The following is a 16,034-nucleotide window of genomic DNA, read 5'->3' as shown; positions in this document are numbered from 1 at the left end:
GGAAAACAAGGAAAGTCACATGGAAAAATTCAATAACCGCGCCACTCGCGGGCTTAGCTATCTGCTGATCTATCTGACCGCGATTCAGCCCTTACACCCCGCATTCGCGGCACTCACGCCAGACGGCCCACGCACGCAGGTCAACAACGCAGGTGCCGTTCCGGTCATCAATATCGCGACGCCAAATGCGGCAGGTGTTTCTCACAATACCTATAAAGATTTCAGCGTCGGGACACCCGGTGCCGTACTAAATAACAGCATTGCCGCAGGTCAATCGCAGCTGGCCGGGCAGTTAAACGCTAACGCCAATCTCAATGGCAAAGCGGCCGATTTGATTATCAACGAGGTGACGGGCTCCACCCGCTCAGACCTGCAAGGGAAAATAGAAGTATTCGGGAATAAAGCCAACGTATTGATTGCTAACCCGAACGGCATCACCTGTGACGGATGTGGGTTCATCAACACGCCTTCAGCCACGCTGACGACGGGTAAACCGATTTTAGATCAGCAAGGCGCACTTGAAGCGCTGGAAGTTAAAAAAGGCAGCATCACCATTGGTGGCAAAGGCCTGGACGGGTCAGCAACGGACTATGTCGATATCCTCAGCCGGGCAACTGAACTGAACGGCAAAATCAACGCGAAAAGTCTGACGCTGACTCAAGGCAGCAATCGGGTCGATTTCAAAACCGGCACAATCGCCCCCATCGCCGGAGAAGGTGCCAAACCACTGCTGGCAGTCGACACCAAAGCACTCGGTGGCATGTACGCTGAACGCATCCGGCTCGTGGCAACCGAGGATGGGGTCGGCGCTAACGTCGCTAACCTGACCAGCTCTCAACAGGGCATTACGCTAGACAGCAAAGGCAAAATTCAGCTCGGTAATGTTCACGCGAAAACCGATATTAACTTAAATGCACAGCAGGTCGATATTGCCGCAGGCAATACGGTGAAAAGCGATCGTGACATCACGCTTGCCAGTACCACATTGAATAACCAAGGGAATATCGTCGCGGGCCAGGATATGCGCCTGTTCAACGATAGCCTGACCAACACGCAGGCCACCATTCAGGCCAACAACAACCTGTGGATCCAAAAAGACGCGACGGGGAATAAAGGCGTTAAGGTCGAAAATCGCTCAGGGACGATTAAAACCAATACCGGAGATTTGGTGATTCGAACGGAGCAGTTAGATAACTTACGCCACCAGTTCACAATAGAACCTAATGACATCGTTCCAACCTCAACATCCATCAAGCCTTCAGAAGAAGGTGCAGAGATAACACATCAACCTTATTTTAAAGATAATAAAAATAAGAAATGGTTTGGGGATGCTATTGATAATGGTGTCGCACTGACAATTAATGAGGGGAAAACGCAGTATCTCCTGTCTCAGGAAACGCCTGAAGCAACAATCCTTTCTGGTAAAAACATTTATATTAATGCAACTCAACTGAATAACAATGCCAGTTTGATATCAGCATCAAACAACATAGTACTTACCGGGAAGAACTTCACCTCGTTAAGCCATCGACTGGGGACAATGGATATACAGTCTGATTATATTTATGATATTGAGGAGAATTTAAGAACCCCGCCACCAGCCCTAAATTTCTTTGATCCAAATAGAAAAGATTCCTCATGGGTTAAAATATTAGATTCTTTTTACAACTGGCGTGAGAGCCTACCATTATCTTCTCGCATTACGGCTGGAAGCGATCTGGTTGTTGATTTCATAGACACATTAAGCTTTGATAAAAAATCGCCTTACGATATCAAAACCCCAGATACAGTTTTCACTATTACATCTCAGCCAGCTATTACCGCAAAAAATATCGTACTAAATGGAAAGAACATTCTCATCAACGATACGTTACAAGCAACAGAAAACATAACGGCGATAGCAGAAGAAAATATTTCTATCTCCGATGCAAAACTTCAGGCTGAAAAAAATTTATCAGCCCTAGCGGGTAATAATATTTCTGCCTTCCAGGGGAGTTTCATCAGTCAAAATACTATGCTCACAAGCCGTACGGGTGACATTACGATACACAGCCAACCAAAAGGTGAAAATTATTTAACTGGACTTTATTATACTCCAGGAAAAAATCAAAAATTCTCCACATTTTCGGTGTCTGGTAACCTGGACATTAATTCAGGTGGGAATATATATCTATCTGACACAGAGATATCTAAAAGTAAGAACATAGCACTTACGGCAAATAAAGATATTTTATTCATCCATACTGAGAATTTCCTACAACAATCACCAGATCTTTCTCCATCTTCGGAACAACGTCAGCCTCTTTACAACGATGCCTTGCTAAGAGCCAGTGAAGTTAACGCGGCGAACGATATTTTAATGAATGCTGGCGGCAGCCTTCTTTTGCAAGGGAAACGTCTTACTGCTGGAAAAAACATCAGTCTTAGCGGCGCATTGGATGTGATAATCAATCCGAAGAGCAAAACAAAAGGATATGATCTCGATTTTCTACCAAGCCGTGCCCCAGAGAGCGCAAGTCAATTACATAGTGGCGAGAACCTACAGATTAGCGCTGGACGAGATATTGAAGCTCAAGGAATAAATGTAAACAGCAAAGGAAGAGCTACATTAGTCGCTGGTCGTGACTTCACCCTTCCCGCATTAGCGTACTCATTCATTGATGATTTAAATGATAACAACAAAGATGATCGCCAGTCTGTAGCCTCACTCCATGCTGATAAAGAATTAACGCTCTCAGCAAATGGCACACTTATCGCAACCGGAACCAATTTATCTTCCGGCGGAGATATGACATTAAGTTCCGGTGGAAAAATGGAATTTAACGCCGTCACCAATCGTATCTACCGAGAAGGAAATAACGAATATAGCGAATCCGTCACGCAAAAAAATGCTGTCTTAAACAGCGGTGGAATACTCACTCTGTTATCCAACGGCAGCATTCTCTTCCAGGCGACCCAGCTTATCGCCAAAGGTGCACTAGATGCAGCTGCTAAAGGCGGTTTCCTCTACGCACAAGCAGTAGAAGAAAGTAGCCACTACGAAAAAACTACCACTACACGCAAGTGGTACGGTAAGAAAACCACCATTCGGCAAACCAGCCACAATGTGACGAACAAAGTGACGGAGTTCACTGCTGGCAGTGATATTAATCTGCTCAGCCGTGATGACAGCACCTATGAAGCCAGCAAAATAAATGCGGGCAAGAACGCCAAGCTGACCAGTACTCAAGGCAGTATCAACTTTAAGGCGGTCAAGGACACCGCATTCGAGCAGACGATCACCACTTCAAAAGGGTTCTTCATTAAGAGTGCTGATAAAGGCTATACCAAAGACACTTGGTTACTTCCAAGCATTCACTCTGGCGGCCAACTCACTCTTGATGCCGCTACCGGTATTACCGCTGATGCAAAAACCCAGAATGCGCAGTCCCTGCAAAATGCTCTTTTGGTGCTGAGCAACAACCCCGGCACTGCCTGGCTTAAGGATTTAAACAGCCGCACAGATGTGCAATGGAACACGGTACAGGATGCCTATAGCACCTGGAACCACACCACGCAAAGCCTGAACCCTGTTGTTGGAGCCGTGATTGCGATTGCCGTTGCGGCGGTAACCGCAGGAGCAGGCCTAGCTGCTGCTGCAGGTAACATGGCAGTTGGTGCTGTGGGAACTGGAGCCAGCGCGACAACAATCGCTGTCGTAAACGGTGCAGCTTATTCAGGAATGACGGCACTGACCTCGCAGGCAGCAGTCGCTCTGGTTGATAACAAAGGTAACCTGTCTAAAACGTTCCAGGCCATGAGCAGCAGCGACTCGGTCAAATCACTGGTTACCTCAATGGTTATCGGCGGCGCATTAGCAGGCTTCGATGAAGTCATGCAGTTTAGTCAGGCCACTAACGGCACAACCGTAATCGACCCCGCGAAGGCTAAGCTACCCATGCTCAGCAACGGTGATTGGAGTAAGGTGGCGCAACGTGTCGCCGGACAGTCAGTTATCAGCTCCAGTCTCGGCACCGCGATTAACGGCGGTAGCTTCAAAGATAATTTCACCACCGCGCTCCTAAGTAATATCGGCAGCCAAATTAACGCTGAAGGGGCGAAGTTTATAGGGGATAAGGGTGAAGTCCTAGGCTTGCCGATGGATGACCCGAGACGAGTAATCAGCCATGCGGTTATTGCAGGTGTTGCAGCAGAAATCGGAGGGGGCAATGCTAAAGGCGCTGCGGCTGGCGCACTGGCGGCAGAGCTAGCAGCAATCAGTTTAGGCAACACTTTCGTTGACCCAGCCTTAAGAGAAATACAGATAACCTCTACTGGCAGAATTATTGGTGCTTTGGCGGGAGCCGCTATTACCGGCAAAGCCAGTGGTGTTAATAGTGGTGCCAATGCTGCCGAAAGTGTCCTGCTATATAACTTCCTTATGCATGAGGAACCAAAAACACTCGCCGAAAAATACGCTGCATGTAAAGGCAGTAGCGATTGTGAGAGTAATGTACGCAAGGAGATGAATCAAACATCAGTAAAGAACCAAGAGATATTTGAAGGATGTCGAGCAGCAGGTAATGCCACTTGTGTTAATGACATGCTTTATGGAATTTCCGAAGCATCAGGTTACGATGAGCTCGGCAGGTTGATTGGCTTCGATCTCTCTAATTCTTATAAAGAAATGGGGCAAAATGCTTATGACCGCGCCAATATCTGTGGCGGGGATATGAGTTACGGGTGTGGCCTAAAATTGTGGGCCGACCAACTACCTGAAGAGCTGCTAGGTGGGATACTCTCTTGGGGTATTGGGAAAGCTGTAAGCCCCTTAATTGGCAAATATTTTACTGAAACAGGCATACTATCTGCTAAAGAAACCACTAATCGACTGGTGAATGGCAAATGGGTGGATGCTAATGGGCTTCCACTTCCTGTTCCACCAAGTGTTGGCGCGGCAGGAAGAGTGCCCGTTGTATTACAAACCGGAGGACATACGATCACTACAAGAACAGCTAATGGTTTAAATAAAGAATTTAACAAAAACCTGACCAGTAGAGAATGGGGAAGAGCTTTAGAATCATTGAAGGATGATTACAGTTTACGACATGACTTTCATGGGCGAATATTAGACAATGGAAACTATATTGATAAAGCGGGTAAAATAATTGGTAATATTGAGGATTACTTACCATGAACACTGTTAATTCAAGAATCACACCGCCAAATCCGAACTATGAGACATGTTTGGAGTGTCGTGCAAAGTTGCTGATTTATCCTGGTGAGATGCACCCTGATGAAGTTAGCGCAATCCTCAATATTGAACCGACGCAGAAAAATATCATTGGTGATAGAAAAAAAAATAGTTTAGGTCGAACCCGTGAAGTAAAAATATCAGGATGGTTTCTGTCATCCGAAGACTTCATTTCTTCAAAAGACCTAAGAGATCATATTGATTGGATTATCGCTAAGCTTGATCCTTGCCAAGAGGGTCTAAAAAAACTACAAAATATACCTGGCGTTAAGATGACACTCAGCTGTGTATGGTGGTCGGCAGTCGGTCACTGCGGTCCTGTGCTATGGCCAGAGCAGATGAAAGCATTAGCTGATTTAGATCTGGAATGTGCTTTTGATATCTATTTCTTCCCTGAAGAATAACATCAAAAAAACATATTAATGATAAAGTGCCTGATTTTAAATCAGGCACTAATCAATAGAGCAGTTATCTTATTTATAAAAATAATGAATAAAAACGAAATCTACGTTAAAATGCTTCTCCTCGCTATCCCTTATATTCGGAACGTACAGTCACATAAGGGAAGAACCGATCGTTCATGCTATCTGAGGCAGAACTTGTCCATAACCTAGCTTACACGATCTTGACGCCATATTTTGAAGATCACGATATTTACTTTCTAAACAATCAGGCAAGATATTATATTGAAAACTGTAGCGATGATATTTCAATAGCTTACAGCGGTCAAAAATAACTTATATCATCTCTTTTTGAAATGGTTCCACAGGAAATGAAGTCGAAGCTCCTGTGGGAAGGTCCAAAATAAGAGATTAAGAGTAATTAAGACAACATCCATGATGTTTAATTCATGGATTTTGTTAATAGTTAAAAACAATCCATAATCATGGGGGTAAATATGAATATCAAAAGACATCAACCTATAAATAATTGATATCATTTAAATTACAAGCCTGTTCACCATTCGGTGTAAATGCCATTTATCAAAAGAGTTCGTCCAGACAGTAACCAAACTCAATAATAACACTGCCTTCACTGAAAAATCGGTATGTGATAGCTTTTTAGGTGTTATTGAACAGTTTCAGAAAAAACACCCTGGAATTAAAGTTGACGTTTTGGATAATAATGGTGTACGACTTACCCCCGGGATAAGGAATTAGAAAATGGAACGTATTGATTACAAGTAAATAAAAGAATCATTTTTAATTAAATATTATGACTGCTGTAGAAACATGATGTTTGTTAAAAACAAAGGGAAAGAAATAGAAAATATTTACTTTCAAGAGATTAGCTATGCCTATGATCAAGCAGAGGGATCTTATGATTTCCCCATTGAAAATTTAATGCTTGAGGTTTTATCTTTAATTATGATTGCAGGAAGAGGGCCAGAAAAATCCGCAAAATATCATAGAGAGATCATAGAAAAAATTCTCGCTGAACATCCTCTGGAACAGTTGTTAGAGGAGATCACCGAGGAGGAAAAATCAGATCTTCTCTATGATATGTCTTTATTAGGATTAGTTGATAAAAAATCAGAATAACGCAGACAGAGCGGCCCTTTCTGGGCCGCTAACTTATTAGGAAAGTAAAATCAATACCCTATCGCTGCCCCGGCTGGGCGGCGAATGTCATTTGCGCCGTACAGGTAACCTTCACGCACTTTGCCGGATACCGCCGAGTCATTACCCGAATCCGCAGGCGTCACGCCCGCCGCACCCGGTAGGCCGACCAGAATCAGCTCCGCGGCGCCCCAAGGGGTCTGTTCCACCATCTTGTAGCCGCGCTGCTTCAGCAGGTTCAGCGTATCGGCAGACAGCCCGCGCTGTTCGTAATACACCTCGTCCGGCAGCCACTGATGATGGATGCGCGGTGCGTCCACCGCTTCCTGCGGTGCCATGCCGTGATCGATGATATTCAGCGCCGTTTGCAGCGTGATGGTGATAATGCGTGAACCACCGGGAGAGCCGAGGACCATGAAGACTTTGCCATCTTTCGTCACCAGTGACGGGCTCATGGACGAAAGTGGGCGCTTACCGGGGGCGATCGAATTACGTTCCCCTTGCACCAATCCGTACAGGTTTTTCTCGCCAACCTTCACGGTAAAGTCATCCATTTCGTTATTGAGGAAGAAGCCCGTCCCCGGCGCGATCACCACCGAACCAAAACGCCCGTTCACGGTGTACGTGGTGGACACCGCATTGCCCTGATTATCCACGATGGAGTAGTGCGTCGTTTCCGGTCGCTCGTGCGGGCCAATCCCCGGCTGCACGTTTTGGGATGGCGTCGCGTTCTCCGGTTCGATTTTTTTGCGAATTTCAGCAGCGTAGTCCTTACTCAACAGGCGCTCGACGGGATTACTCACAAATTCCGGGTCGCCGAGGTAGGTGTTGCGGTCCATGTACGCGTGGCGCATCGCTTCCGTCAGCACATGCACGGTGGCTGCCGAATTGAAGCCCGTCGATTTAATGTCGTAACCTTCGACAATATTGAGAATTTCACACATTGTGACGCCACCGGAGCTGGGTGGCGGCGAAGAGACAAATTGATAACCGCGATAGTTACAGGTTACCGGCGCCGTTTCGGTAATACGGTAATTGGCAAAATCAGCCGCCGTCAGAATCCCACCACCCTGCTTTGCCGCCTTCTCCACCGTCTGCGGGATCGTGCCCTTGTAGAAAGCATCCGGCCCTTTAGCGGCAATCGCTGCCAGCGTATTCGCCAGATCGGTTTGCACCAGCTTATCACCGGGCTGCAATGCACTGCCGTCAGGGCGCAGGAAAATACGCGCCGCTTCAGGATCGGCTTTGAAGCGCTTGACCGTGGTGTCCAGAATATCGGTGTCCGCTCGTGTAAGCTCAAAGCCTTCACGCGCCAGCTTAATCGCCGGTGCCATCACCTGTTCGCGCGTCAATTTGCCGTATTTTTTCAGCGCGGTATCCAGCCCCAGCACCGTTCCAGGCACGCCAGCGGCCAGATAGCCGTATAGGCTCGCGTCTTTTTTCACGCTTCCATCCGCGTTCAGGTACATGTTGGCGCTGGCCGCCGCCGGTGCCGTTTCACGGAAGTTGATAAAGGTGTCTTTCCCATCGGCCAGATGCAGCGTCATAAACCCACCGCCGCCGATATTGCCACAACAGGGGTTCACCACCGCCTGCGCGTAACCCACGGCCACAGCGGCATCAATCGCATTGCCGCCCATTTTCATGATATCGACGCCAATCTGTGAAGCCAGATACTGCGAGCTGACCACCATACCGTTTTTCGCTTCCACCGCAGGGGCCGATGCTGCCTGCACGGTTCCACTCACCAGCAGCGCCGTCACGCTCAATGACAACAGCCATTTTCCCGCTACCGTTCTTCCCGATACTGTGTTTCTTATTCTCATGAAAACTCCTTTATTCCATTGATTTCACTGAGTGCGTTTTATCGCACGTCCATGATCCTTAGCGGTTCGGCCTTGTGCTACAGCGGCTGGGAGCGCAGCCGTAAACGCAGCCGCGCACCAAACACATTCACCAACAGGCCGACCATAATCAGCATTGCGCCCACGATTTGCAGTAGCGAGAGCGATTCGCCAAGAAAAACGGCCGCGCTGACCAACCCAACCACCGGCACCAGCAGCGACAGGGGTGCCACACGCCAGGTTTCATAGCGCGCCAGCAGGCTTCCCCAAATCCCGTAGCCGATGATGGTTGCCGCAAATGCCAGATAAACCAGAGATAAAATCGTCGGCAGTTGGATGGTAGTTAAACTATGGACAATCACGTCCCGACCTTCAAACAGCCAGGAGCTGATGAAAAACGGCACGACAGGCACCAGCGCTCCCCACACCACCAGCGACATGATGCGCACGTCGCTGTTTTGGCTCATGATCACTTTATTGATGATGTTGCCCACCGCCCACGACAGCGCCGCCGCCAGCGTCAGTAGCAGCGTGGTGGCAGTCATTCCGGATGACATTTGCAGCGCGGTACGGCCTTCTGCCAGCACCACCATCCCTAGCGCCGCCACCAGAATCCCGACAACGTGATTCCAGCGCAGCTTTTCCGACAGCAAGACCGCGCCAACCAGCAGCGTAAAAAAGGCCTGAGCCTGTAACACCAGCGAGGCAATTCCCGCAGGCATACCCAGTTTGATAGCGAGGAACAGGAAGCCAAACTGGCCGAAGCTGATCGTCATGCCATAGGCGAGCAGCCATTTCAGGGGAATACGTGGGAAAGGAACAAAGAAAATGGCCGGGAGCGCCACCAGCGAAAAACGTAGTCCTGCCAGTAAGAAAGGCGGCATGTCATTCAGCCCAACCTTGATCACTACGAAGTTCACGCCCCATAGTACGACAACACAAAGCGCAAGCAGCGCATCTTTCAACGACATCCTCATCCCCTGATCAAATACGTAACAAATACCTTCCTCAAGGTACGCGTAAAATGAAAAAACGGATAAGAAAAGATAATTATGACGTTACGTGACAATGACTAAGCGTAACCATGACGTGAGATAGCCGACCACCAGATTCTGTGGTCGGCATAGATAACGTTACTCGATGGCGATAGGTTTTTCCGTCAGCGTGGTTTTGTTGTCACCCTGAATGGCCTTCACTTTCTGCTCCGTTTTCTGTACCGCATCAGCGCTACTCAACAAGCTATATGTCAGCTCAAATGTCGTGCTCTGACCGGGCTGTAGCTTTTTGACACGTCCTTGTTCACGTTCAATCGTAACCGGATAGGCGTAGTTCGTGCCGGGTTCGATCCCCGTGACGTAGCCCTGTTTTTCCGTGTCCGTGTTTTTCCACAGCGTCAGCAGCGGCAGTTGATGGGTATCAAAGGCAATCGACACGCCCTTATCCCCCGCCTTGTTCACCAGCGCCGCCAGCGTTTTACCCTGTGCATCCTTATACGGCGTAATATTGAACACCATTTCATCAAAGTCTTTTGTCGGGCCTTTGTAGGTTTGCCAGGTTGCCAGACCTGCTTTGGCATGGTCATTAAACGGAGAAATGTCTTTTACCGGTGCGATGAAACGCGCGCCTTCTTCCAGAATTGGCGTACCGAAATTGCTGTGGTAGATAATCTGATAGTCGCGCGCGTAGTCGGCTTTGTTGGTCAGCACATCGTGCACGGTAAACGACTCGCTACCGGGGACGTAACGCAGCTCGGTCCAGGTTTCCAGATTCGACTTCTTAAAGCTGTTTTCCTTCAGCAGGCCGCGCACCGTAATGGTATGCGGCGCTGTATCGCTGACTTCCACGACCACTTTTGAAGCTGGCGTGTTGCCCGCTCGGCCATGCAGGGTATAGATCATGCCATCGCTGACGACCGGGTGCCCTGTCCATTCGAAGCCACAGCGCACCATCATCTCATTGAAACCTTCCAGCCAGCCCAGCCCGTTACGGCTTTCCAGATTGATGGTATTCGGGTTGACGACCTCATCAACCGGCGAATCCCACCCTAAACGGATGTTTTTACCTGTCACATGCAGCAAGTTCATCCCTCGCGTCGGGCTGAGGGCAATTTTCAGGCCGTCCTGACTGGTAATCGTGATCACTTTACTGCCTTCCTGACGTCCGCCGTGCAGGACTTTTTGCTCGATGCTGAAGTGCTGATTTTTTATCTTCAGGGCATCACTGCCAATTTGCCAATTTCCCTTTTCCACACTGCTTTCAGCATCTGTCAGCACAAACGTCTGCGCCGATAATTGCCATGATGTCAGCGCCAGTGTAATGCCTATAGCCAGTAATTTTTTCATGTTAACCATCCCTCTCTGCTGAATTGTTTTAGCTAATGCGAGCTAAAGACTACAAATCAGCTGACGGTCAGAATGTGATAGCTATCACCAGATGGAAAAATTCAGCATTGTCGCGTTATTTATCCGATTGGCATCACTAACTCACTATGAATGGCATCTACAATTGCAGAATTATTGAGATATCGATCGGCAAAAGCTGACATCGTTTCAGCAACATAAATCCGACTGTCTGAAATCATTTCCGCACTCATGTTAAAATCAGCAAGTTATTCTAAATAGTAAACGCTATGCGGGATAAAAAATTACCAGTCTGTTTTTTGACCACATTGCACCCTATTGGCGCAAGCGCTATGGTTGCCGGTAACCTGTGTACGACCACTGATAAATAAACTATGAACTTTTCTCTTTTCGGCAAGAAATTCACGCGCCACGCTGGCATCACCCAATTAATGGACGACCTGAACGAAGGGCTGCGGACGCCAGGCGCAATCATGCTGGGCGGCGGCAATCCGGCGCATATTCCAGAGATGGACAGCTACTTCAAACAGCTGTGTCAGGATATGCTGGAACAAGGGAAATTAACGGAAGCGCTATGCAACTATGACGGGCCGCAAGGTAAGGATACGCTGCTTAAGGCGCTGGCCGAGCTGCTGAGTAATGAATTAGGCTGGCAGATTGGACCACAGAACATTGCACTGACAAATGGCAGCCAGAGTGCGTTTTTCTACTTATTTAACCTGTTTGCTGGTCGCCACAGCGATGGCAGCCTGAAAAAGGTGCTGTTCCCGCTGGCACCAGAATATATCGGCTATTCGGATTCGGGGCTGGACGACAATATGTTCGTCTCCGTTCGTCCGCAGATCGAGCTGCTGCCCGAAGGGCAATTTAAATATCACGTCGATTTCGATCACCTGTCGATTACCGATGAGATCGGACTGATCTGTGTGTCCCGTCCGACCAATCCAACCGGTAACGTGCTGACCGACGACGAGCTGATGCGTCTGGATATTCTGGCGCAGCAGCACAAAATTCCCCTGCTGATTGATAACGCCTATGGCGTACCGTTCCCCGGCATCATCTTCAGCGATGCCACGCCGCTGTGGAACCCGAATATCATCCTGTGCATGAGCCTGTCCAAGCTGGGCCTGCCCGGCTCGCGCTGCGGTATCGTGATTGCGGATGAAAAAGTGATCTCGGCAATGGGTAACATGAACGGCATCATTAGCCTGTCTCCCGGCGCAGTCGGCCCAGCGCTGGCGCACGAGATGATTCAGCGTGGCGATCTGCTGCGCTTATCTAGCGACGTCATACGCCCGTTCTACCAGCAGCGCGTAACGGAAACTATCGCGATTATTCGCCGCTACCTGTCGCCCGAGCAGTGCCTGATTCATAAGCCGGAAGGCGCGATCTTCCTGTGGCTGTGGTTTAAGGATCTGCCTATCACGACGGAAATCCTGTACCTGCGCCTGAAAAAACGCGGCGTCCTCATGGTGCCGGGTCACTATTTCTTCCCCGGCTTAGATCAGGACTGGCCACACGCTCACCAGTGCATGCGCATGAACTATGTGCCGGAGCCGGAAAAAATCGAACGTGGTATTGCGATTATGGCGGAAGAAGTGGAAAAAGCGATGCAGGAAGGCTAATTCGCCACAAAAATAGACGCATCATTAAACGACATACGGTTGGGGCAAAGCACCGCCCCACTGTTTTTACTGCCCACTTGCAGTATGCCAAGATCAGATATTCCCCTCTTTTTATTCGCTCTCCCAGTGTTTGCCATCCTATTCTTATTGTTCATAAAATCAGGCAGCTAACGATTAAATATCAGAATTATTTTTGCATTCTTAATCGGTAATAACATTGGTTTAACCACAATCAATAGCTAATCCATTCCAAAAAGACAGCCATCTCACATCCCTAACAAAAACTTTCAGCATAACCGCGCATTCTGCGCAATTCCTTGCTCACTTTCTGGTGTAAATCACTTTTTGCGCAATGTCTGCAAACGATTCACGAGGTCTGCGCAACTTCTTGCTCAAATTTTGCTTAGTAAAAATTTGAATTAGGTGAATTTACTTATAAAACAAATAGATAAATTTTGGCACATGGATTGCTATGTGAACGGCGAACTAACCCCGTTCAACAACTCATTCCGTTTAACAACAAGGAGCAAGACTATGCCAACTCCATGCTATATCAGCATCGAAGGTAAAACTCAGGGCAACATCACCGCGGGTGCTTTCACTTCTGATTCTGTCGGCAATATCTATGTGGAAGGCCACGAAGACGAAATGCTGGTTCAGGAATTCAAACACATCGTCACCGTACCAACCGACCCACAGTCTGGTCAGCCGTCCGGCCAACGTGTACACAAGCCGTTCAAATTCACCGTCGCGCTGAACAAAGCCGTTCCGCTGATGTACAACGCCCTGGCGTCTGGCGAAATGCTGCCAACCGTCACCCTGAAATGGTACCGCACGTCGGTTGAAGGTAAGCAAGAGCACTTCTTCTCTACCGTACTGACCGATGCCACCATCGTTGACGTTAACTGCCAAATGCCACACTGCCAGGATCCGGCGAAGCTGGACTACACCCAGCTGATCGAAGTGTCGCTGGCCTACCGCAAAATCGATTGGGAACACACCGTTGCAGGAACTTCTGGTTCCGATGACTGGCGTGCGCCGGTCGAAGCGTAATTCCTCTTTAACCCGGGCTTGCCCGGGTTTTCTGCATTGAGCCATGGCCCACGCCATGCCTGAGTGTGGATGACAGCATCAGGAGGACGGATGGCAAACAGTACAGGATTACAGTTCACCGTTAAGGTCGGCGCGTTACCTGCATCGACCTTTTCCGTGGTGGATTTTCAGCTCAGCGAGGCGCTTAACCAGCCGTTTGCCCTGTCGCTGAATCTGGCCAGCCCCTTACCGGGGATCGATTTTGGTGCTGTTCTCGACCAGCCCTGTGAACTCCTGGTGTGGTACGAAGGCGAACTCCAAAGACGCGTGAGCGGCATTGTCAGTGCGTTCGCGCAGGGCGACACCGGCTTTCGCCGCACGCGCTATCAGGCAGAAGTCCGTCCGGCGCTGTGGCGTTTGGGGCTACGCACTAACGCCCGCATCTTTCAGGAACAGAAACCGGAAGCGATTATCGGCGCACTGCTGGAAGAATCTGGCATCACCGACTACGCCTTTGCATTGCGTAACGAGCACGCGGTGCGGGAATACTGCGTGCAGTATCGGGAAAGCGATTTAGCCTTTATTACCCGACTGGCCGCCGAGGAAGGCTTGTACTTCTTCCATGAGTTTGAGGAAGGCAAACATCGGCTGGTTTTTGCCGACGATGCCGGCGCACTGGTGAAAGGCCCTGAGCTGTTTTTCAACCTTGCCACACAGGGGCTGAGTGAAGGAGCGTATGTACGCCGTTTCCGCTATGCCGAAGCGGTGCGAACTGCCGAGGTGGCGCTGAAAGATTACAGCTTCAAAACCCCAGCTTACGGATTGCTGCACAACAAGATGAGTGGTGAGTTGGAGCACCAGCGCGAAAGCTATCAGCACTTCGACTACCCCGGTCGTTTTAAGCAAGACCCGAGCGGCAAAGCCTTTACCGGCTATCGGCTGGACGCACTGCGAGCGGGTGCGATGACCGGTTCAGGCGAATCCAATGCCGCTGAGCTGATGCCGGGCAGCAGTTTTACCTTAACTGAACACCCCAATCTGGCACTCAATATCGCCTGGCAATTGGTTGCTATCACCCACAGCGGGCAGCAACCGCAGGCGCTGGAAGAAGAAAGCGGCGGCGAGCCGACCACCTACAGCAACAGCTTCGAGGTCGTAAAAGCCAGTGCTACCTGGCGCGCCGACCTGCCGTACAAGCCGATGGTAGACGGCCCGCAGATCGCGACCGTTGTCGGCCCGGCGGGTGAAGAGATTTATTGCGACCAGTACGGCCGGGTGAAACTGCAATTCCCGTGGGACCGCTACGGCGCGAGCGATGACCAGAGCTCCTGCTGGGTTCGCGTCAGCCAAGGCTGGGCCGGAGGTCAATACGGCCTGATCGCCATCCCGCGCATCGGCCATGAAGTCATTGTGAGTTTCCTCGAAGGCGACCCGGATCAGCCCATCGTGACAGGCAGAACCTTCCATGCCACCAATCCATCACCCTACCCGCTACCCGCCAACAAAACGCGCACGACACTGCGCACCACAACCCACAAAGGCGCAGGGTTCAACGAACTGCGCTTTGAGGATCAGGCCGGTCAGGAAGAAGTGTTTATCCACGCTCAGAAAGACATGAACACCGTAGTGCTGAATAACCGCAGTACATCGGTGAATGTGGATCACAACGAAAACATTGGCCGCGATCAGACAGTCGTCGTGCAGCAAAACCAGACGGTCTCCGTCATTGCCGATCAGATTACTGAGATCCAAGGGGAGCAAACGGTAGTGGTGAAGAAAAACCGGAGCACCGTCGTGGAAGACAACGAAACGCTGAGGGTGACGAACGATATCTTTATCCACGCCGAAGATGGCAGCATTCAGATTGGTACGGGTGCGGGCTATATCTCAATCAAACACAGCGGGGATATTGAGATCGTCGGGAATAACCTGACGCTGAACGGCACCCGTATCGATTTGAATTAAGGATGAATATGTATCAGATGAATGAAGGGACGCTGGCTATCCCCGCCGATTGGCGCGATGAATCACTCCATGTTTTTGTCCTGCCGGGGGATGCCATCAATCTGGTTGTTAACCGTACCCCGATTGACTTCGGTCTGACGGCCGAGACGGTTTATCAGCAGACGTTGGCCCAGTTTGCAGCACACCTGAAAGGGTATGAAGAGCGCGGTGTTTGGACATTGACGCTGGATGGGCAACCTGCACACGGTCTGGAATATACCTGGCGGTCACCGGAAGGGCCGATGCATCAGGTTGTCGTGATGCAGGTACGCGGTGAGTTATTGATGACGTTTACCGTAACCGTAGCAGGCGAGCTCAATGCGGAGCAGAAAACAGCAATGCTAGCGGTGGTCGAGACATTTAAAGCTGCCACCTGA

At 49.5% G+C, this 16,034-nt stretch carries 10 protein-coding genes and 1 pseudogene; 8 read left to right on the top strand and 3 right to left on the bottom strand.

Features of this window, described 5'->3' with window-relative positions:
• Positions 1-19: 19 nt before the first annotated feature.
• The 4 genes and pseudogenes from NXT09_RS18170 to imm2 all read left to right on the top strand — a co-directional run bounded on the left by NXT09_RS18170 (position 20) and on the right by imm2 (position 6,774).
• The gene (locus NXT09_RS18170) at positions 20-5,176 is read left to right on the top strand and encodes a DUF637 domain-containing protein (protein WP_268580777.1); all 5,157 of its coding nucleotides are present in this window, start codon (positions 20-22) and stop codon (positions 5,174-5,176) included.
• The gene (locus NXT09_RS18165) at positions 5,173-5,637 is read left to right on the top strand and encodes a DUF4279 domain-containing protein (protein ID WP_268580776.1); all 465 of its coding nucleotides are present in this window, start codon (positions 5,173-5,175) and stop codon (positions 5,635-5,637) included. Before NXT09_RS18170 ends, NXT09_RS18165 begins: the two co-directional genes overlap by 4 nt.
• Before the next feature lie 84 nt (positions 5,638-5,721).
• Positions 5,722-6,041, top strand: a pseudogene (locus NXT09_RS18160) (zinc ABC transporter substrate-binding protein).
• A gap of 424 nt (positions 6,042-6,465) precedes the next feature.
• Positions 6,466-6,774: an Imm2 family immunity protein gene (gene imm2 / locus NXT09_RS18155; protein WP_268580775.1), complete on the top strand. Its 309-nt coding sequence runs from the start codon at positions 6,466-6,468 to the stop codon at positions 6,772-6,774.
• 50 nt (positions 6,775-6,824) lie between these two features.
• Here the strand turns inward: imm2 and ggt are convergent, their stop codons facing one another.
• The 3 genes from ggt to NXT09_RS18140 all read right to left on the bottom strand — a co-directional run bounded on the left by ggt (position 6,825) and on the right by NXT09_RS18140 (position 10,978).
• Entirely contained in the window at positions 6,825-8,618 is a 1,794-nt protein-coding gene (gene ggt, locus NXT09_RS18150) for a gamma-glutamyltransferase (RefSeq protein ID WP_268580774.1), read from the bottom strand.
• A gap of 77 nt (positions 8,619-8,695) precedes the next feature.
• On the bottom strand, positions 8,696-9,607 hold the full coding sequence (locus NXT09_RS18145; RefSeq protein ID WP_268580773.1) for an EamA family transporter: 912 nt from the start codon (positions 9,605-9,607) through the stop codon (positions 8,696-8,698).
• Positions 9,608-9,769: 162 nt separating this feature from the next.
• The gene (locus NXT09_RS18140; RefSeq protein ID WP_268580772.1) at positions 9,770-10,978 is read right to left on the bottom strand and encodes an aldose 1-epimerase family protein; all 1,209 of its coding nucleotides are present in this window, start codon (positions 10,976-10,978) and stop codon (positions 9,770-9,772) included.
• A 392-nt stretch (positions 10,979-11,370) separates the two neighbouring features.
• Here NXT09_RS18140 and NXT09_RS18135 point away from each other — a divergent pair, with 392 nt between their 5' ends.
• The 4 genes from NXT09_RS18135 to NXT09_RS18120 all read left to right on the top strand — a co-directional run bounded on the left by NXT09_RS18135 (position 11,371) and on the right by NXT09_RS18120 (position 16,034).
• Positions 11,371-12,621, top strand: coding sequence for a valine--pyruvate transaminase (locus NXT09_RS18135; protein ID WP_268580771.1), 1,251 nt, complete (start codon positions 11,371-11,373; stop codon positions 12,619-12,621).
• 534 nt (positions 12,622-13,155) lie between these two features.
• Positions 13,156-13,674 carry an Hcp family type VI secretion system effector gene (locus NXT09_RS18130; RefSeq protein WP_012822145.1) on the top strand — a complete coding sequence of 173 codons (519 nt, stop codon included), beginning with the start codon at positions 13,156-13,158 and terminating at the stop codon, positions 13,672-13,674.
• Positions 13,675-13,764: 90 nt separating this feature from the next.
• The gene (locus NXT09_RS18125; protein WP_268580770.1) at positions 13,765-15,618 is read left to right on the top strand and encodes a type VI secretion system Vgr family protein; all 1,854 of its coding nucleotides are present in this window, start codon (positions 13,765-13,767) and stop codon (positions 15,616-15,618) included.
• An 8-nt stretch (positions 15,619-15,626) separates the two neighbouring features.
• The gene (locus tag NXT09_RS18120; RefSeq protein ID WP_268580769.1) at positions 15,627-16,034 is read left to right on the top strand and encodes a DUF1795 domain-containing protein; all 408 of its coding nucleotides are present in this window, start codon (positions 15,627-15,629) and stop codon (positions 16,032-16,034) included.

Origin of the sequence: Pectobacterium jejuense (assembly GCF_026800125.1) — a bacterium.
Classification (GTDB): Bacteria; Pseudomonadota; Gammaproteobacteria; order Enterobacterales; family Enterobacteriaceae; genus Pectobacterium; species Pectobacterium jejuense.
The sequence above is the reverse complement of the archived record's forward strand: the minus strand, read 5'-3'. Positions and strand labels throughout refer to the sequence as shown.